The organism is Acinetobacter sp. AOR12_HL (assembly GCF_027855275.1).
In the GTDB taxonomy this organism is placed as follows: Bacteria; Pseudomonadota; Gammaproteobacteria; order Pseudomonadales; family Moraxellaceae; genus Acinetobacter; species Acinetobacter baumannii.
In genome coordinates this window covers 69,853-87,882 of sequence record NZ_JAKTIJ010000023.1, presented here as the reverse complement: position 1 = coordinate 87,882, position 18,030 = coordinate 69,853, and the positions used below count along the sequence as shown (strand labels likewise).

The 18,030-nt window shown below is 40.0% G+C and carries 19 protein-coding genes and 4 tRNA genes; 20 read left to right on the top strand and 3 right to left on the bottom strand.

Going from position 1 to position 18,030, the window contains the following annotated elements:
• Window positions 1–32: 32 nt before the first annotated feature.
• On the bottom strand, window positions 33–581 hold the full coding sequence (locus tag MKL36_RS12435; RefSeq protein WP_000006665.1) for an NUDIX hydrolase: 549 nt from the start codon (window positions 579–581) through the stop codon (window positions 33–35).
• A 114-nt stretch (window positions 582–695) separates the two neighbouring features.
• Between MKL36_RS12435 and MKL36_RS12430 the strand changes: the two genes are divergently transcribed.
• From MKL36_RS12430 to fghA, 6 genes are all read left to right on the top strand, one after another.
• Complete coding sequence (locus MKL36_RS12430) at window positions 696–1,322, top strand: CoA pyrophosphatase (protein ID WP_002000136.1); 627 nt, start codon at window positions 696–698, stop codon at window positions 1,320–1,322.
• A gap of 22 nt (window positions 1,323–1,344) precedes the next feature.
• Complete coding sequence (locus MKL36_RS12425; protein WP_002000137.1) at window positions 1,345–1,872, top strand: gamma carbonic anhydrase family protein; 528 nt, start codon at window positions 1,345–1,347, stop codon at window positions 1,870–1,872.
• Window positions 1,873–2,004: 132 nt separating this feature from the next.
• Window positions 2,005–2,670, top strand: a complete 666-nt coding sequence (gene tsaB, locus MKL36_RS12420; protein WP_021511537.1) for a tRNA (adenosine(37)-N6)-threonylcarbamoyltransferase complex dimerization subunit type 1 TsaB — start codon at window positions 2,005–2,007, stop codon at window positions 2,668–2,670.
• Window positions 2,671–2,681: 11 nt separating this feature from the next.
• Window positions 2,682–3,473 (top strand): class I SAM-dependent methyltransferase, encoded by a 792-nt coding sequence (locus MKL36_RS12415; protein WP_021511536.1) that lies wholly within the window; start codon window positions 2,682–2,684, stop codon window positions 3,471–3,473.
• A 136-nt stretch (window positions 3,474–3,609) separates the two neighbouring features.
• Window positions 3,610–5,061 (top strand): C13 family peptidase, encoded by a 1,452-nt coding sequence (locus MKL36_RS12410; RefSeq protein WP_000566251.1) that lies wholly within the window; start codon window positions 3,610–3,612, stop codon window positions 5,059–5,061.
• Entirely contained in the window at window positions 5,030–5,878 is an 849-nt protein-coding gene (fghA, locus tag MKL36_RS12405; protein ID WP_021511535.1) for an S-formylglutathione hydrolase, read from the top strand. Before MKL36_RS12410 ends, fghA begins: the two co-directional genes overlap by 32 nt.
• Here the strand turns inward: fghA and MKL36_RS12400 are convergent, their stop codons facing one another.
• Entirely contained in the window at window positions 5,879–6,151 is a 273-nt protein-coding gene (locus tag MKL36_RS12400) for a DUF2218 domain-containing protein (protein WP_000843454.1), read from the bottom strand. It abuts the gene before it with no gap.
• 184 nt (window positions 6,152–6,335) lie between these two features.
• Between MKL36_RS12400 and rpe the strand changes: the two genes are divergently transcribed.
• From rpe to MKL36_RS12330, 14 genes are all read left to right on the top strand, one after another.
• On the top strand, window positions 6,336–7,022 hold the full coding sequence (rpe, locus tag MKL36_RS12395) for a ribulose-phosphate 3-epimerase (protein WP_000043044.1): 687 nt from the start codon (window positions 6,336–6,338) through the stop codon (window positions 7,020–7,022).
• Between the two features lie 356 nt (window positions 7,023–7,378).
• Entirely contained in the window at window positions 7,379–8,200 is an 822-nt protein-coding gene (locus tag MKL36_RS12390; RefSeq protein WP_021511534.1) for a Cof-type HAD-IIB family hydrolase, read from the top strand.
• Between the two features lie 101 nt (window positions 8,201–8,301).
• Window positions 8,302–8,697, top strand: a complete 396-nt coding sequence (locus tag MKL36_RS12385) for a hypothetical protein (RefSeq protein ID WP_031223058.1) — start codon at window positions 8,302–8,304, stop codon at window positions 8,695–8,697.
• 40 nt (window positions 8,698–8,737) lie between these two features.
• A complete protein-coding gene (locus tag MKL36_RS12380) occupies window positions 8,738–10,672 on the top strand; it encodes a copper resistance system multicopper oxidase (RefSeq protein ID WP_021511532.1) in 1,935 nt (644 codons plus the stop codon).
• Window positions 10,659–11,414, top strand: coding sequence for a copper resistance protein B (locus MKL36_RS12375; protein WP_021511531.1), 756 nt, complete (start codon window positions 10,659–10,661; stop codon window positions 11,412–11,414). The genes MKL36_RS12380 and MKL36_RS12375 overlap by 14 nt, the downstream gene beginning before the upstream one ends.
• Before the next feature lie 28 nt (window positions 11,415–11,442).
• The gene (locus MKL36_RS12370) at window positions 11,443–12,438 is read left to right on the top strand and encodes a cation transporter (RefSeq protein WP_021511530.1); all 996 of its coding nucleotides are present in this window, start codon (window positions 11,443–11,445) and stop codon (window positions 12,436–12,438) included.
• A 148-nt stretch (window positions 12,439–12,586) separates the two neighbouring features.
• Window positions 12,587–12,907: a DMT family transporter gene (locus tag MKL36_RS12365; protein ID WP_002115842.1), complete on the top strand. Its 321-nt coding sequence runs from the start codon at window positions 12,587–12,589 to the stop codon at window positions 12,905–12,907.
• Window positions 12,908–12,918: 11 nt separating this feature from the next.
• On the top strand, window positions 12,919–13,398 hold the full coding sequence (locus tag MKL36_RS12360; protein WP_004710459.1) for a methylated-DNA--[protein]-cysteine S-methyltransferase: 480 nt from the start codon (window positions 12,919–12,921) through the stop codon (window positions 13,396–13,398).
• A gap of 136 nt (window positions 13,399–13,534) precedes the next feature.
• Window positions 13,535–14,755, top strand: coding sequence for a bifunctional glutamate N-acetyltransferase/amino-acid acetyltransferase ArgJ (argJ, locus tag MKL36_RS12355; RefSeq protein WP_021511529.1), 1,221 nt, complete (start codon window positions 13,535–13,537; stop codon window positions 14,753–14,755).
• A gap of 146 nt (window positions 14,756–14,901) precedes the next feature.
• Window positions 14,902–15,966 (top strand): quinolinate synthase NadA, encoded by a 1,065-nt coding sequence (gene nadA / locus MKL36_RS12350; RefSeq protein ID WP_001278265.1) that lies wholly within the window; start codon window positions 14,902–14,904, stop codon window positions 15,964–15,966.
• Between the two features lie 142 nt (window positions 15,967–16,108).
• Window positions 16,109–16,185, top strand: a tRNA-Pro gene (locus MKL36_RS12345).
• 56 nt (window positions 16,186–16,241) lie between these two features.
• Window positions 16,242–16,318 (top strand) — tRNA-Arg (locus tag MKL36_RS12340).
• Between the two features lie 33 nt (window positions 16,319–16,351).
• Window positions 16,352–16,427 (top strand) — tRNA-His (locus MKL36_RS12335).
• Window positions 16,428–16,431: 4 nt separating this feature from the next.
• Window positions 16,432–16,508: transfer RNA gene (locus MKL36_RS12330), tRNA-Pro, on the top strand.
• A gap of 148 nt (window positions 16,509–16,656) precedes the next feature.
• Here the strand turns inward: MKL36_RS12330 and add are convergent.
• On the bottom strand, window positions 16,657–17,652 hold the full coding sequence (gene add, locus MKL36_RS12325; protein WP_031223055.1) for an adenosine deaminase: 996 nt from the start codon (window positions 17,650–17,652) through the stop codon (window positions 16,657–16,659).
• Between the last annotated feature and the right edge of the window lie 378 nt (window positions 17,653–18,030).

Here is an 18,030-nt window from a genome sequence, read left to right as displayed (position 1 = left end):
ACCGCGAAAGCGGTCTTTTTTTATTAACTAAATTAACCTGTATGGTCTAAACGAGTTCCTAACGTCTCTAGATGTGTTGGAAAAACTTGTTGTTTACGGTCTTCGAAATAATGTCTTAATGTGTGTTCAACACTAGGAAAGGCAAGTTCACCCCATGGGATTTCATGTTCTTCAAACAGTCGACATTCGATACTTTCTTCGCCAGCACCAAAAAGGCCATCTTTCAGCTGTGCTTTGAAAAGTACATAAATTTGCCCAATACGGGGAATATTATACATGCAATAAAGTTGTTCTATTTCAATCTCGGCTTCTGCCTCTTCACGAGTTTCACGCGCCGCACCTTGTTCCATCGTCTCGAATAATTCCATATAACCCGCAGGCAAAGTCCATAAGCCATAACGAGGTTCAATCGCGCGACGACAAAGTAGTACTTTGTCTTCCCATAACGCTAAGGCACCGCAGATTACTTTGGGGTTTTCATAGTGAATATTTCCACAATGAGTACAAACACGGCGTACTTTATGATCACCTAAAGGAATTTTTTGTTCGGTTTTATGCCCACACGCTACACAGAAACTCATAATTATCATCGAGTATAGAGATGCCTCAGCATAACTGAATTTTTAGACTTACGCATCAACTCTATTCCCTAAGTTTGATTTTCAGATATGATGCAAAGAGAGACAGAATAATAGGTGAATGGTATGGAAGAGCACTTGCTAACACAAAAGTTACAGCAAAGATTGCGCTTTTCCACCCGCATACAAGAAGCACAAGCTGCGGTACTTATTGCGATTACGAATGAAAATAATCCTAAGGTACTGCTTACACGTCGTTCAATACATATGAACAACCATGCGGGGGAAGTTTCTTTTCCTGGTGGCAAGCGTGACCCTAGTGATACTAGTAATATCGTTGTAGCGCTAAGAGAAGCTCAAGAAGAGACGGCTTTAAATCCGTTTGATGTGCAGTTGTTAGGCGATTTGCCGATGCAACGTGCAAGAAGTGGCTTGTCTGTAAAACCGATTGTTGGGCTTATTCCTCCTGAGGTAACTTTAATTCCTCAGCCCACCGAAATTGATCGAATTTTCTTTGTGCCTTTACAGCAACTTATAGAGACGCGTCCGACGCCATATGAAGTGCGATATGCTCATCAATCTTTATACTTCCCAAGCTTGCAGATTGATAATGAAATTATTTGGGGTCTCACAGCGCGAATGTTAATTGCCTTATTTAAATATGGTTTAGGCTACCAAAAAGAATGGCCATTTCTACTGAATGCACCAACGTTTGGAATGCCAAAATTTTCTCATAAAAAATAAAGATCAGGACTGATAAATTATGATGTATAGCTATCAAGGGCAGCATCCAAAAGCCTTACATGAGCCATGGGATGGCTGGGTTGCTCCAACCGCAACGCTTATTGGACAAGTAGAACTAGGCCGTCAGGTCAGTATTTGGTTTGGTGCTGTAGTGCGTGCCGATAATTGTGTCGTTCGGATTGGTAATTTTTCTAATATTCAAGAAAATTCGGTATTACATACTGATGCGGGCCTTGAGCTAAATATTGGCGAATATGTCACCGTTGGACATAAAGTCATGTTGCATGGTTGTACAATTGGCGATAACAGTTTGATTGGTATGAACGCCGTCATTTTAAATCGAGCTGTGATTGGTAAGAACTGTATTATTGGTGCTAATGCTTTAATACCGGAAGGTAAAGTGATTCCAGATAACTCAGTGGTAATGGGCTCACCTGGAAAAATTGTAAAAACTTTAGATGAAGAAGGCGCAGCAAAAATACGCTTGAGCGCACTACATTATGCTGAACACTTTAAAAGCTATACCGATTTGAAAGAATTCCACTTTTAAAATTTTAGCGAGATATTTTCTATGCCAAGCACCAGCTTGGCATTTTTATTTAGATAGGAACAACTCGCCTATCAGAGCCGAGTGGGGTATCATAACTTCCGTTTTTAATCTGATTGAATACTAAGGTTGTGCATGAAACTGCTGGCGTTGGAAACTGCAAACGAGCAATGTTCCATTTCATTAATCGATGAAACCCAAGAACTCTTTTTCCAACTCGATACGCGAGCGAAAGCACAAACCCAGACCATTTTGCCAATGATTGAGCAAGGGTTACAACAAACTGGACTTGACGTAGCTGGTTTAGATGCAATTGCCTTTAGTCGAGGGCCCGGTTCTTTTAGTGGTGTTCGAATTAATGCTGCTGTTGCTCAGGCTTTAGCTTGGTCACAAGATTTACCAGTAATTCCAGTTTCTACCTTACAGGCTTTAGCACAAACGGCTTACCGACTTGAAGGTTTAGAACAGGTGACTGCGGTACTCGATGCACGTATGAATGAAGTTTACATTGCAAGTTTTGTTCTAGATGAGCGAGGCATCATGCAGTGTATAGATGAAGAAAAATTAATGAACTACGAGCAAGCGGCTGCCTATGCAAAGCATTGCTTAATCGGTTCGGGTGCTAAGCTTCTTCAAACTGATGCAGAACATCAAACAATCACTGCCACTGCACAAGACATTGCTTCGATTGCACGTGTGTATGCAGCGCAAAAGCAGTGGGTTGATGCTGAACATGCTTTACCGGTTTACTTGCGTGATGATGCATGGAAAAAAATTGCGGATCAGGGTAAAGCAAATTAAAGGCACTGCGCATGCACATATATTTTGAAGTAGATTTTCAAGAACAAGCACAGCACTACCAAGCTGTGCTTTATTCTAGAGGCGTGACTGTCGATTTACAGCCTATTGAAAAACTTAATGCCCGTTTTTTACGTTTAAATCCTGACTTGGCTCTTTGTGTAGATGAAAACGGACTTTGGTTATCTGCTAACGGCATGAAAATGCAGCCTGACTGGAAAGCTGAAATTTCTCGTTTAAAACGAGCAAGTCTTAAATCGGAAATGATTGCTCGTGCTTGTCAGTTAAGTGAAAAGCCAGTACTGGTCGATGCTACAGCGGGCTTAGGTCATGACAGCTTACTTATGGCTTATCTAGGAGCCCAAATCCAGCTTGTTGAGCGTCATCCGATTTTATTTACTTTACTTGAAGATTCAAAAGCTCAGGCACAGCATGATCCATTTTTAAGCCAATTTATGGATCGTATCCAACTGATCTTCGCTGACTCTGCAAGCTATTTACAGCAATTAGATCAAGAAGAAAAAACAGTTGATGTGGTCTACCTTGACCCGATGTTCCCACAGCGCGATCAAAATCAACAAGCAATTAAAAAACAAGCCCAAGTCAAAAAGCAGATGCAGCTTTTGCATTTACTTTTACCCGAAGATGGAGAAATGGATTTGGGTGATCATTTGCTAGAGCTAGCCAAAAAAGTTGCAAAGCGAGTGATTGTAAAACGTCCACGACATGCTATTTTTTTAGCAAATCAAGAGCCAGCCCATCAGTGGCAGGGGGATGCTTGTCGTTTTGATGCTTACTTTCAGTAAGCTTATGTAAGGTTAAGTTTTATTGCTTGAATAATGCACAAATATATGTGATATAGTTCAAAAGCATGATTGCTAAAATTCTTAGCAGGCATACACTTATGGTGCCTGACAAAAACGAAATTTTTGAAACCTTTTTATGATTGATCTCAAACCTTCCATTAACTTTTGGCATGATTTTAAAAGTAACCAGCTTGCCGGAATGTGGTTATTTTTGGGGTCAAGACGTTCCTTACAGATCGTACATCCCTCTATTCTTCAGCTCATTGTTTGGGGAATATTAGGTGGGTGTACCAACTCACTTTATAGTTGGCTTGTTGCCGGTCAAATTGGCGACTTCAACTCACAAGGTCTAATTGGATACGCACTTTGGCCTTTTATTGCGCTTATTGTTGGCATTTTCTTATCACAGCGTATTAATCAGCCGCGTTTAATGTTGGTTCCAGCCTTATTGTGGTTGGTTTTAGATACCAATATTTTATTAATACAGTGTTTAATTCAATATTTGGGATCTAATGGTTATCTAAACTTTATTCCGGATGCTATTTATAACGGTATTTTACCTGGTTTGTTTGTAGCACTTTTTGTGTGGCAAAGTTTGGCGGTCATTTGGGTGTTCTCACGTGAGCTTAAGTGGCCTTGGTGGGAGCGGGCATTGGTTATGGTTGCGACCATTGCGACCATGGTGGTTTGGCAACTTTCAGTAAAAGATCAGCCTATTTGGAAAGTGGAAGATTCTCCACCTACTTTTGCCGAAGATGCTTTTTATGCACAAAGTAAATTACTTCATGATGCTTTAGAGCAAGTTCAATATGGTGAGTTAGCTAAAAGTCATTGGTATTTCTTGGGTGTTGCAGGCGATAGTTATCAAGACGTTTTTAAATCGGAAGTGGTTCGTATTAAAGAACAATTCGATACGCGTTTTGGTACAGTCGGGCGTTCAATGATGCTGGTTAATAATCCGGATACCCGAACCGAAATCCCGATTGCATCTAAAACCAGTATAGAGTTGGCCTTACGCCGTATGGGTCAGCAAATGAACCGTGATAGTGATGTGTTATTTTTATATATGACATCGCACGGTGAACAAAACCATTTTGAAATTGAAAATGCACCTCTAGATTTGGGGCAAGTCGATCCGAAATGGTTACGTGAAACGCTCGATAAAGCGGGGATACGTTGGCGTGTGATTGTCATTTCTGCTTGTTACTCAGGAAGTTTTATTCCGGCGTTACAGTCACCTGATACTTTAATTATTACGGCATCTGCTGCGGATAAAACTTCGTTCGGTTGTAATAACGAAGCTGATTATACTTATTTTGGACGAGCTTTCTTTGATTTGGCGATGCGAGAGCAGTCTTCTATGAAAGATTCGTTTAATGCCGCTAAGCAAACCGTAACCAAATGGGAAGTAGCTCAAGGTGTAGAACCTTCAGAGCCACAATGGATGATTGGTAAGAATATGGAACTTATGCTACCTCAGTTGGAAAAATATCTTTTTCCTCAACCAAATACAGGTAGTGTAAATATTGCTCAGACACAAACAGAGGCTAAAAACGATGCAACTCCTGCAAAAAAACCGCTGCTTTGAAGGTGAGCAGCGCATTTATCAGTTTGATTCTCAATTATTAAAAGGCTCTACTAAGTTTGGGGTTTATTTGCCACCTGCTGCTTTAGAAGGTAAACCTTGTTCAACTTTGTTTTACTTAGCGGGTTTAACGTGTACTGAAGAAACTTTTGCCATTAAGGCACATGCACAGCATATGGCTGCCCAGCTTAGTCTTATACTGATTACACCTGATACTTCACCTCGTGGTGAACAAGTTGCAGTAGGTGACAATTGGGATTTAGGTCAAGGCGCAGGCTTTTATATTAATGCAACGCAAGCGCCTTGGTCTGAGCATTATCAGATGGAAAGCTATTTAATCGATGAGTTATATCCACTTATTTTAAAAAGTTTTCCAGTCAATGCTCAACAGGTCGGTATCTTTGGACATTCGATGGGGGGACATGGCGCCTTAACTTTAGCTTTTAAATATCCTGAGAAGTTTAATTCAGTGTCTGCATTTGCACCGATTTGCGCGCCAACTGAATGTGCATGGGGTGAAAAAGCATTTAGCCATTATTTAGGTACAGACCGCGATAGCTGGTTGGCTCATGATGCCACGGCTTTAGTTTCAAAAAATGGTGCGGTATTTAATGAAATTTTAGTGGATCAGGGGTTAGATGACCAATTTTATGAACAACTTCACCCTGAAAAATTTAAGCAAGCATGTTTAAAGGCAGGACAGCCTTTAACTTTAAGACAACATGCTGGCTATGATCATGGCTATTATTTTATCCAGACCTTTATGGATGAGCATTTGCAGTTTCATGCAATCCAATTGGAAAAAGTCGCTGGCGAATAATTAGTGCTGCCATTGCACCTGAAATTCTTGTTGAGCCATACGGTTTAGATGATCAAGGACAACTTTTTCTAAGTGATCATGGTCATCTAACTGGCTATCAATAGCAACATTTAACTGTTCTGTTTCTGGTGCAAGCGTAATGGTTGCGGTAGGCATTAAGATTTTAAAATCTTGTTCAGTTTCTTGTACTTCAAATTTATGTTTCCAATGATTAACTAGACGTTTTGCAATGCGTTTTCCATCATTTGTTAATAGATGAGTTGTGCTTTTCATTATCAATCCTCACATTGGTTTAATGTACCTTAACAAATTCGTTTGGCACTTGGCATTCTATAGTAGCAACGTTACGTTGCAAGTTTGAAATGTTGTCATTTAAGCAAGGAAGAGCGGGCCAAGTAGGTTCTTTTTTGTTATAATTTTTAGCCTCTCCTTAAATTTTTAGCCAGGTCATCCACCTATGTCCAAGCCTTATTTGATTGCTCCTTCTATTTTATCTGCCGATTTTGCTCGTTTAGGCGAAGATGTAGACAAAGTGTTAGCTGCAGGTGCCGATGTAGTGCATTTTGATGTGATGGATAATCACTATGTTCCAAATTTAACTTTTGGTGCAGGTGTGTGTAAGGCTTTAAAAAATTATGGAATTACTGCTCCTGTTGATGTGCATTTAATGGTATCTCCAGTTGACCGTATTATTGGTGATTTCCTAGAAGCAGGCGCAGATATCATTACGTTTCACCCAGAAGCTTCTCATCACATTGACCGTTCATTACAGCTTATTAAGTCTGGTGGTGCTAAAGCAGGATTAGTTTTTAACCCAGCAACACCATTGCATTATCTAGACTATGTTCTTGATAAAGTTGACCAAATTTTATTAATGAGTGTAAACCCAGGTTTTGGTGGCCAAAAGTTCATTCCAATGACTTTAGAAAAATTACGTGAAGCGCGTAAAATTATTGATGCAAGTGGCCGTGATATCCGTTTAGAAGTAGACGGTGGAGTTGGTCCTGCAAATATCCGTGAAATTGCAGAAGCTGGTGCTGATATGTTCGTTGCTGGCTCGGCAATTTTTGGTCAACCAGATTATAAAGTTGTGATTGATCAAATGCGTGCAGAGCTTGCAAAAGTCGGTAGTGTAGACGCTTAAAAAAAGAATATTAGGCTGAGAGTAAACTTGTGGATAACTTTGTTTATAACTGTATGGATAACTGTGTTGATAACCATATGGATAAGATGTTGGTAAAATAAACAAAATGAGATCAACCGTTTATTCTCTAAGCAAAATGTATGAAAAAAGAACGCTTTGGCGTTCTTTTTCTATTCTATAGGGATATTTTTGGATCTGTTTTTTTATTAAGCTTTGCTAAAAAATAACCTGTGCAAAAAACGAGAGGGCTTGTGTAAAACTTTTTAAAATATATTGAATAGAAAACTGTAAAAGTGTCATGAAAAATAAAGCTAAATTTGATTTAATAAGATTTTAGTAAGAGACCTAGATCATTAATGACAGTAAAAATTTTAGCGGTAGATATGGATGGGACTTTTCTTAATTCTAAGAAGCAGTACAACAAAGCACGTTTTTTAAAACAGTATGAACAACTAAAACAAAATAATATCCGTTTTGTAGTCGCTAGTGGTAACCAGCTTGCAAAGCTTGTTACGTATTTTCCAGAAATTAATCATGAGATTGCTTTTATTGCCGAAAATGGTGCTCATGTTGTAGATGCGGGGCAAGAGTTAGCTTTTGCTCATTTAAGCAAAGAGCAATTCATTGAGATTTTAAATGCGATTGACCCAGTGTATACCTCTAAAATGGTGATCTGCGGAAAACAGAGTGCTTATGTGCATAGCAGTATGAATGCAGAAGATTATGCTAAAGTCGCTCGCTATTTTGAAAAGCTGACGGTTATAGATGACTTTTATGCACTAGATGACTTGGTGTGTAAAATTACTTTTACTGCGCAGGAAAATGAAAGTTTTACGATTTTTGAGCATTTTCAGAAGCAAAGTTTTGTAAAAGATAAGGTTTTGGTACCAGTTTCAAGTGGCTTTAATTTTATCGATTTGATTCTTCCGGACCAGCACAAAGCACATGGTTTGAAGCTATTATTGCAAAAATGGCAGGTTCAACCCGATCAAGTGGTTGCGATTGGTGATAACAATAATGATATCCAGATGATCAAAGCAGCAGGTTATGGGTTTGCGGTTGAAAATGCTATTGAAGCTTTAAAAGCAGTAGCACCTTATACAACACGAAGTAATGAACGAGAAGGTGCACTAGAAGTGATTGATTTAGTTCTTCAGCATCAACCTCCATTTGCTTAATGACCATAAAAACAATCAATTAAGATGTAAAATTGTATCTGTTTTAAAACTTGGTTATGCTTATACCCTATAGATAAATGGATTGCTCAAGGCAATAAATGATGACGCTGCTGCAACACTTACGCAAGTATGCTTGGTTTGTGTTCCTAATGACTTTGGTCATTGGGTGGAGTGGTGTGTCTGTTGCTCAGATGCCTATGCAGCGTGATCTTCATACAATGCCATGCCATAGTAAGCAAATGACACATTACACTATGCATGGTCAAGCTGATGATCAGGCGATATGTCATCAATCTATGGTGAAAGTTTCTCAACATGGCGAACATTGCCAAGACTGTAATCCTGTCCATTGCCAGATGGTGAATTTGGCATTACAGCAAGCAGTACCAGATATTGACTCGCAATTCATTCCTATCTCGTCTCAATTTAGTAGTATTTATCAGGCTCAGCATTTAGCCGGATACTGGCAAGAAATTTTACGTCCTCCAAAAGCTTAATCCTTTCTTACTTATTTTTTTAGTTCAAAGGATTACAGCAATGTCTCATAAAACAATTAGCAGCCTCGTCGCTGTATTTGGTCTATTGGTTTCACCATGGACTCTCGCGGCAATTAAGGAATATCACCTTAATATTAATGAACAACAGGTCAATGTTACGGGTCAGCCGCTCAAACGAATTACCGTAAATGGAAAATTTACAGCCCCACTTCTTGAGTTTGAGGAAGGGGATGAGGCTGTTATTCATGTTCATAACCAATTAAAGAATCAAGATACGTCTTTGCATTGGCATGGGTTGTTACTGCCAGGGTTAATGGATGGTGTACCGGGTTTCAATGGTTTTAAAGGAATCGCGCCAAACGGAGATTTTGTTTACCGCTTTAAGGTGAAGCAAAATGGTACTTATTGGTATCACGCGCATAGTAAAGGCCAAGAGCAAGATGGTTTATATGGGCCACTCGTAATTTACCCCAAAGGAAAAATACCAGTTGCAGCGCATGAAAAAACTAATCGTGATTATGTGGTGATGCTTTCAGATTTTCATCAGTCTTCTAGCGATAGTATTTTAAAGAATTTAAAGAAATCTGCTGAGTATTATCAAAACCGCCGTGAAACCGTATCTGATGTGTGGAAGCAAGTTAAAGCACAAGGCTTAAAGGCAACTTGGCAAGATCGTTCGATGTGGAATCAGATGCGGATGTTAAAAACCGATATGTCTGATGTGACGGGTTATACCTTCTTAGTTAACGGCAAGACACCACAGCAAAACTGGACAGGTAATTTTAAAGCTGGAGATAAGGTTCGGTTACGATTTATTAATGCATCGGCAATGTCATTTTTTGATGTCAGAATTCCAAATTTGAAAATGACTGTTGTGAGTGCAGACGGACAGCCAGTTAAGCCTGTAGCAATTGATGAGTTTCGTATTGGTACAGCGGAAACCTACGATGTCATTGTAGAACCTACGCAATCAAATTATCAGATTGAAGCAGAGTCTATTGACCGTAGTGGTTTTGCCATTGGTACTCTGCATGATGAAAATACCCAAGCTGTAGGACCGGTTCAAATCCCAGCATCACGTCCACGTGCTTTATTAACCATGGACGATATGGGCATGAGTCATGGGGGTAAAAGCGATCAACATGCTGGCCATCAAATGACTATGCAACATGACATGTCGGCCATGCCTGAGATGAAAAAAGAAGCGAACCATGCTAATCATGATTCTACAATGATGAAAATGGACCATGACATGAAAGATATGTCATCTGACGGGCATAACCATTCTATGATGCACATGAAGCATGACATGTCGGCCATGCCTGAAATGAATCATGATATGCAGACTATGTCATCTAGCGAACATGATCACGCTATGAAGAATATGGATCATGGGATGCCATCTCAATCTGAGAATAAGCCTAAAAATGATGAACCAGTTTATGGCTGGGCAAATGCTTCAACACCAGCAGGTATGAAAGCGCTGCAATATAGTGATTTGCAGTCTTTAACACCGCAGCCAGATACTCGTGCGCCCGAGCGTGAATTAGTCATTCATTTGGGTGGCAACATGGAGCGTTATATCTGGACCATTAATGGTAAGAAATTTAACGAAGCTGAACCATTACAAGTTAAATATGGCGAACGTATTCGCTTGAAGTTCGTGAATGACAGCATGATGGCCCATCCAATGCATTTACATGGCATGTTCATGCAATTGGAAAATGGCCAACAAGCTGAAAACTTACCAAATAAACATACCGTTATTGTTCCACCTGGAAAAACCGTTACTGCGTTGTTGACAGCCGATGCCTTGGGGGAATGGGCGATTCATTGTCATTTGCTCTATCACATGAGTGCGGGAATGATGAATAAGTTGATTGTTGCTCAAGTAAATGGCAGCCAACAACCACCTCAATCACAGCCAACCCTTCAATCTGAAAATGAGAAAGGAGCTAGTCATGCGCATCACTAAGTTATTTTCTCAAATGATCTGTTGCGGTGCTTTCTCGGGTATATCTGTATTTACTTTTGCTCAAGAACCTTTAACACACGATCATTTACGCGAACATGGTGGACAGGTTTATCAAGCAACAAAAATTGATACTGGCTGGACTCAAAATGAAGAGGGTGAAGGCAGTTTTTCTTCTGAATTGGAAAGCTGGGTGGGAACGGATGAAAATAAATTGTTCATTAAAGCCCATGTTGAAAAGGCCGAGTCGGAAGATGCCAATTATGGCGGTTCAGTACTTTATAGCCGAAATGTAGCCAACTATTGGGATGTACAGGCTGGCGTAAACTATGAACGTTTACAACGGGAAGACGAAAAGCAAGAACGCTGGGCTGGTGTAGTGGGTTTACATGGCATGGCGCCTTACTTTTTTGAAACCGATGCCTATCTTTATGTAGGTGAAGATCAGTTATGGAAGTTAAGCCTAGAGTCTGAAAGAGATTTGCTTTTTACCCAAAAGTTGATTGGTAAGCCCTATTTAAAAGCAAACGTTGTTTTGCAAGATGAATCTAGCTATGCCAGTAAAACGGGGCTATCAAGTTTACAGGCAGGTTTTCAAACCCGTTATGAAATCAATAAAAAGGTCATGCCATTTGTTGATGTCGGTTATGGTTATGAAAAAGGTTTAAAACAAACCGCTTGGCAAACTGGAACCGACTCTGAAAATGGTTGGTATTATGGTGCAGGTTTAACACTTAAATTTTAATTGCCGAACAAAAAGTAAGCTTAATGACATGCCATTAGTTTATACTAATGGCATTGTTTTTTGTGTCAGTTATGGTGCAAAGATGGCTTCAGAAAAACAAGAGAATCAAATAAATGTAAATAAAAGCTGCTCAAGCTGTGGGTGTTCAAGCGTAGCAACTCAGGAATATTCTATGCCGAGTGAACCTATGGCAAATAAAATCCAATGGGTGAGTTATTACCATATTCCTCACATGGATTGTGCAGCAGAAGAGCAGATGGTGCGAATCGCGTTAGCACCTTATGCTGGTCATATTCAAGAACTTGAATTTGATTTGCCTGCTCGGCATTTAGCGGTGTATCACAGTACAGAAGCTGAAAAAATTACCCAAAGCCTGCAACGCCTAGGTTTAGGGGCAGAGTTACAGCAAACTCAACCTCACTATGAACCCGTTGAAAAGCCTAAAAAGGTACGTGTTAGTTCTTCAGCCAATGCAGCACAAAAACAGGTTTTACAATGGTTGTTACTTATTAATGCAGTGATGTTTTTTATCGAATTTATGGCAGGCATCATTGCGTCATCAACAGGATTAATTGCTGACTCACTCGATATGTTTGCCGATGCGACAATTTATGGAATTGCTTTATTTGTGGTAGGTAAAAACCTCAATGCTCAATTAAAGGCCGCACATATTTCTGGATGGTTTCAGTTTGGCTTAGCCATGATTGTGTTAGTTGATGTATTACGTCGTTTTATATACGGCAGTGAACCTGTTTCAATTCTTATGATTTTAATTGGTGGTTTAGCGCTTGCAGCCAATGGTAGTTGTCTTTATTTAATGAGAGATCATAAGGAGAGTGGGGCACATATGAAGGCGAGTTATATATTCTCTGCCAATGATGTCATCGTAAACTTAGGTGTCATTATTGCGGGAATATTAGTTGCAATCACTGGCTCTCGTTATCCTGATTTAATTATTGGATTGATTATTGTTTTGTTTGTTTTAAATGGTGCTCGGAAAATTCTACAACTCAAAAATGAATAATATTTTCTGATAAAGGCAAGCTTGAGTTCGGGTTTGCCTTCATTTTTTATTTTAAAGTAAACTGAGTCTTCACATAAGGAGGAACGACCTCCCCCATAATGGGTAATCATGTCGGGACGACCTGACACTATAAAAATTAGTGAATGTTATGGCTTGGGCTATTTTAATTTTAGCAGGTGTATTTGAAATCATTTGGGCATATTCTATGAAAATGTCTGAAGGTTTTACACGTTTAACCCCTAGTGTTATTACCGTAGTTTTTATGATTTTGAGTGTAGTTCTACTTTCAATATCAATGAAAACTTTACCTCTTGGTACTGCTTATACGGTTTGGACAGGCATAGGTGCAATTGGATCATTTTTAGTGGGTATATTTTTTCTTCATGAGCCTATTGGTGCAATGAGAATGATTGCCGCTGTACTGATTGTATCGGGACTGGTTCTAATGAAAATTTCGTCTCCATCTTAAAAGGATAAAGTATGTTGCTGTCTTATAAGTATATCAATTCGCCTGTTGGGCAATTAAAACTAGTTGCGAATGAAAATGCTTTGGTGGCAGTACTTTGGGACAATGAAAATCCAAAACGTGTTCGACTGGCAGAGCTGGTCGAACAAGCTGAGCATCCGGTTTTATTAAAAACTGAGCAACAGTTAAAAGAATACTTTGAAGGCAAACGCCGTGAATTTACATTGCCATTAGATTTTGAAGGTACACCATTTCAAAAACAGGTATGGACCGCATTACTCAGCATTCCTTATGGCGAAACAAGAAGTTATAAAGAGATAGCTGTTCAAATTGGCAATGAAAAAGCAGTACGAGCAGTAGGGGCTGCCAATGGTAAAAACCCGATTTCAATTATTGCACCTTGTCACCGAGTCATTGGCGCGGGTGGTGCTTTAGTGGGTTTTGCTGGTGGTCTTGATAAGAAAGATATTTTATTAAAATTAGAGCAAAAATAAGCTATTTTTAGCGCTCGATTTTTTCAGGCTTTTCTAATAAGCTGTCAATACTGATATTTCATATAAAGCGGGTTTTATGACCTCGCTATTTTCTGAAATATTGATCTTTTCATAACAAACTCTGGATGTTCTAAAAATGGCTGTCGGCGACGTAACAATGCCACAAATGCATGTGGTAAAAGGTGTAAAAATTGGCTCAACAGAAGCATATGTACGTTACCAAAACCGACGAGATTTAGTCATTTTTGAGTTTGCAGAAGGTTCAAATGTTGCGGGTGTATTTACTCAAAACGCCTTCTGTGCAGCACCTGTTCATGTCTCTAAAGCTCATCTTGCTCAAGGCAATCCTCGTTATTTAGTAATTAATACAGGTAATGCCAATGCGGGTACTGGACCTACAGGCTTAAAAAATGCTCAAGCTACTTGCGCGAGGTTAGCTGAGCTTGCTGGTGTGAACAGTTTTGAAGTACTTCCGTTTTCTACAGGGGTGATCGGTGAACAGCTTCCAATGGAACGTTTACTTGCTGGTCTTCAACCTGCATTAAATAGCGTACAAGATGCTGCTTGGAATGATGCAGCAACTGGCATTATGACGACAGATACAGTCCCTAAAGGTGCATCTGAACAATTTGAACTTGATGGCATTACTTATACCATGACCGGTATTAGTAAAGGTGCAGGCATGATCCGTCCAAACATGGCAACCATGTTGAGCTTTGTGGCAACAGATGCGCCTATTAGCCGTGATTTAGTCCAAAAGCTATTAAAGACAACGGTTGAGCATTCATTTAACCGTATTACCATTGATGGCGATACTTCAACAAATGACTCTTGTATTTTTGTGGCGACTGGTCAGGCTGGTGGCATTGAAATTACATCAGATAGCGATGTGCGCTACGCAAAAGTATTAGAAGTGCTTGCTCGTGTCATGAACCGCTTAGCACAGTTAATTATACGTGATGGCGAAGGTGCGACCAAGTTCATTACTGTTGCGGTAGAGGGTGGTGGTAACACTCAAGAGTGTTGTGACATTGCCTATAGCATTGCACATTCTCCACTCGTTAAAACTGCACTGTTTGCATCTGACCCGAACTGGGGACGTATTTTAGCGGCAATTGGCTATGCAGGAGTTAAAGACTTAGACGTGTCTAAAATTCAGGTGTGGTTAGATGAAGTTCAAATCTGTAAAGATGGTGGCGCAGCCGAGGACTATACCGAGGAAGCAGGTGCTCGTGTTATGGCACAAACCGAAATTACCATTCGCGTTGATTTAGGTCGCGGTCAAGCCAAAGACACGGTCTACACCTGCGATTTATCTTACGACTATGTCAAGATTAATGCAGATTACCGTTCGTAAATATTCAGTTATAATCAAGCCTCGACAAAGAGGCTTTTTTATTAGCCCCATCTTTTGATATTAAATGATTCAATTTAGTAAATCATTTAAGCAGTAACGTTATATGCGAGCAGGTATGCCAGCATGAAGGATAGAGAAGACGTTTTATGAGTGATGCGACTTTAATTGCCAACGATGCAAAAAACATTGTACAAGCGCATTTAGACCGTTTAGGTGAACCAAAAGACAACCGCCTAAGTGAAGAAGCAAAACAACAAAAGTTTGCACAGATCGAAGCAGAGCTCAAAAAACGTGATGCTGTCCTTGTTGCTCACTACTATTGCGATCCCGATGTACAAGAACTTGCAGAAAAAACAGGTGGATGCGTTTCTGACTCTTTAGAAATGGCCCGTTTTGGACGAGATCATGCAGCCTCTACACTGGTTGTAGCTGGTGTTAAGTTTATGGGAGAAACAGCTAAAATTCTGTCTCCTGAAAAAACAATCCTGATGCCGACACTTGAAGCAACTTGTTCACTTGACTTAGGTTGTCCAGTCGATGAGTTCACAGCATTTTGTGATCAACACCCTGACCACACCGTAGTGGTTTATGCCAATACATCGGCTGCTGTTAAAGCACGTGCGGATTGGGTAGTGACTTCCAGCTGTGCAGTTGAAATTGTTGAGCACCTAGACAGTTTGGGCGAAAAAATTATTTGGGCACCAGATCAGCACTTAGGTCGCTATATTCAAAAGAAAACTGGTGCAGATATGTTGCTTTGGGATGGCGCATGTATTGTGCATGAAGAATTCCGTGCACGTGGCATTGCCAACATGAAAGCACTGTATCCAGACGCTGCTGTATTGGTACATCCAGAGTCGCCAGAGTCGGTAGTAGAAATTGCTGATGCGGTAGGTAGTACTTCTCAACTCATTAAAGCTGCACAGACTTTGCCAAATGAAAGACTCATTGTGGCAACTGACCGTGGTATTTTCTACAAAATGCAGCAAGCAGTACCAGATAAGATTTTAGTTGAAGCTCCAACGGCGGGTGAGGGAGCAACTTGTCGTTCATGTGCGCATTGTCCGTGGATGGCAATGAATGAACTTGATGGAATTTTAGAAGTTTTACAAAAAGGCGATCAAGAAATACACGTTGATCCAGCGCTTGCTGAACGTGCCAAAATGCCTTTAGATCGAATGTTAGCCTTTAGTGCATCGTTAAAACGTTAAAAAGCCTCAAAATGCTTGTTAAATATACATTTGATAAGGATTTTTAACTTTTTTTGACAATAGGTGTTGACGTCTGAGGGCGTCGCGCCTAGAATGCACACCGTACCGCACGATGTGCGATACAGCAAAAGCTGAGATAGATCGGAGCATAGCACAGCCTGGTAGTGCACCTGGTTTGGGACCAGGGGGTCGTAGGTTCGAATCCTACTGCTCCGACCACTTAAAAGAATATTTTAAGATCGGCGAAGTATCGCATGATAAGCATCATCGGTTAAGCGCCTGTAGCTCAGTTGGATAGAGCATCCGCCTTCTAAGCGGATGGTCACAGGTTCGAATCCTGTCAGGCGCGCCATTTGGTAGCTTGGTACATAGAACTTATTTGATGGTGGATGTAGCTCAGTTGGTAGAGCCCTGGATTGTGATTCCAGTTGTCGCGGGTTCGAATCCCGTCATTCACCCCAATTTCGGAGCATAGCACAGCCTGGTAGTGCACCTGGTTTGGGACCAGGGGGTCGTAGGTTCGAATCCTACTGCTCCGACCATATTTAAAAGCGTTCAAGCTTTCTCAAATATTGAAAATAATTTCTTCTAGTCTTACAGACAGAAGGAATTTTTTTGTTTTTATATATTTAAATTTTAATTCATACACACTCCAATATTTGAACTTGTTTAAATAAGTTCTGTTCTCTGCTATTGATATTTCTGCCTTAACTCATCTTTTTCTTGTTCTGATAAAAATGCGATTTTAAGTCCATTTTGTTGAGCTATATAAATTTGCTCAGGACTTAAACCTGCCAGTGGAGCAGCAGTTAAATATTCATGTTGTATTTCAATACCTTCAACAGCAGGGTCATCTGTATTAATGGTAGCAAGCACTCCATGTTCTAAAAAAGTCTTTAATGGATGCTCTGCTAAAGAAGGCACTGTGTTGGTTTGAATATTTGAGGTGAGACAAGATTCAATCCCAATCTGGTGTTTAGCCAAATAATCTAGAAGTTTTAAATCTTGAACTGCTTTAACACCATGTCCAATCCGTTCTGCACCTAATTCTTCAATGGCTTGCCAAATACTTTCTGGGCCAGCAGCTTCGCCTGCATGTACGGTAATGTGCCAACCTGCATCACGTGCTTTTTTAAAGTGATCAATAAATAAATTGCCCGGAAAACCAAGCTCATCTCCAGCAAGATCCAGTGCTTTAATATCATTTTTATGGGCAAGGAGGGCATTTAATTCTTTTTCGCAGGCTTCTTGACCAAAAGTACGACTCATAATACCAATTAAATTCGCTTTTACGCCGTACGCCTGACTACCTTCTTTTATTCCAGCAATCACAGCTTCAACTACGCCTTCAAGTGGAAGTTGATGGGTCATTCCCATATAACCCGGTGAAAAACGTAGTTCTACATAGTCTAGTCCTTGCTGTGCTGCATCCTGCATGTTTTCAAAAGCAATACGTTTACAGGCATCTAGGCTCGCTAATACCTTTACGCCCCAATCGAGCTTCGATAAAAAACTTAATAAGTCGGGTTGGTTATCCATCACTTGTACGTGTGGTCGTAAAGATTCAATGTCGTAAGCAGGCAAATCTAAATTGTATTGTTGCCCCAACTCTAAAATGGTTTGAATGCGGATGTTGCCATCAAGGTGGCGGTGTATATCTGTAAGCGGAAGCGTTTTTGTAATCATAGATTTCTTCTTATCTGTTTGCATCAATTCATCATGCCTGTTTAGATGCACTGATAAAAGTTTGGTTTTGCTATGTTTTTGTGAAAATGGTTGAGTTGAGTTTTTGAACTTACTATATTTGTATAAGTTTTAATTTTGATGACATTGTTCTGGCCTAAGAAGACAACACAGTCTGTGTAAGATACAAGCACCAAGATTTTTATTGTTTTTAATTTCGCTGAGCCTGTTTTTTGTTGACTCTTCAAGAGTGGATTGGCTGAAGAATGGTCATTGGTATTTTGCCTTTTACTTGTAAAGATGAATAAAGGCTTGCTAAAGACCAAACCGATAAAGCGATTAATTTATCTGTAGAAATCTATTTCAGGCAAGTAAATGAAA

What these genes read in the sequence shown, in the direction of transcription:
- MKL36_RS12375 (WP_021511531.1), top strand. Translation starts at nt 10,659, where the DNA reads ATGCGCATCACTAAGTTATTTTCTCAAATGATCTGTTGCGGTGCTTTC.
- argJ (WP_021511529.1), top strand. Translation starts at nt 13,535, where the DNA reads ATGGCTGTCGGCGACGTAACAATGCCACAAATGCATGTGGTAAAAGGT.
- add (WP_031223055.1), bottom strand. Translation starts at nt 17,652, where the DNA reads ATGATTACAAAAACGCTTCCGCTTACAGATATACACCGCCACCTTGAT.
- MKL36_RS12410 (WP_000566251.1), top strand. Translation starts at nt 3,610, where the DNA reads ATGATTGATCTCAAACCTTCCATTAACTTTTGGCATGATTTTAAAAGT.
- rpe (WP_000043044.1), top strand. Translation starts at nt 6,336, where the DNA reads ATGTCCAAGCCTTATTTGATTGCTCCTTCTATTTTATCTGCCGATTTT.
- MKL36_RS12425 (WP_002000137.1), top strand. Translation starts at nt 1,345, where the DNA reads ATGTATAGCTATCAAGGGCAGCATCCAAAAGCCTTACATGAGCCATGG.
- MKL36_RS12385 (WP_031223058.1), top strand. Translation starts at nt 8,302, where the DNA reads ATGACGCTGCTGCAACACTTACGCAAGTATGCTTGGTTTGTGTTCCTA.
- MKL36_RS12365 (WP_002115842.1), top strand. Translation starts at nt 12,587, where the DNA reads ATGGCTTGGGCTATTTTAATTTTAGCAGGTGTATTTGAAATCATTTGG.
- MKL36_RS12435 (WP_000006665.1), bottom strand. Translation starts at nt 581, where the DNA reads ATGAGTTTCTGTGTAGCGTGTGGGCATAAAACCGAACAAAAAATTCCT.
- MKL36_RS12360 (WP_004710459.1), top strand. Translation starts at nt 12,919, where the DNA reads ATGTTGCTGTCTTATAAGTATATCAATTCGCCTGTTGGGCAATTAAAA.
- MKL36_RS12380 (WP_021511532.1), top strand. Translation starts at nt 8,738, where the DNA reads ATGTCTCATAAAACAATTAGCAGCCTCGTCGCTGTATTTGGTCTATTG.
- MKL36_RS12370 (WP_021511530.1), top strand. Translation starts at nt 11,443, where the DNA reads ATGCCATTAGTTTATACTAATGGCATTGTTTTTTGTGTCAGTTATGGT.
- nadA (WP_001278265.1), top strand. Translation starts at nt 14,902, where the DNA reads ATGAGTGATGCGACTTTAATTGCCAACGATGCAAAAAACATTGTACAA.
- tsaB (WP_021511537.1), top strand. Translation starts at nt 2,005, where the DNA reads ATGAAACTGCTGGCGTTGGAAACTGCAAACGAGCAATGTTCCATTTCA.
- MKL36_RS12390 (WP_021511534.1), top strand. Translation starts at nt 7,379, where the DNA reads ATGACAGTAAAAATTTTAGCGGTAGATATGGATGGGACTTTTCTTAAT.
- fghA (WP_021511535.1), top strand. Translation starts at nt 5,030, where the DNA reads ATGCAACTCCTGCAAAAAAACCGCTGCTTTGAAGGTGAGCAGCGCATT.
- MKL36_RS12415 (WP_021511536.1), top strand. Translation starts at nt 2,682, where the DNA reads ATGCACATATATTTTGAAGTAGATTTTCAAGAACAAGCACAGCACTAC.
- MKL36_RS12400 (WP_000843454.1), bottom strand. Translation starts at nt 6,151, where the DNA reads ATGAAAAGCACAACTCATCTATTAACAAATGATGGAAAACGCATTGCA.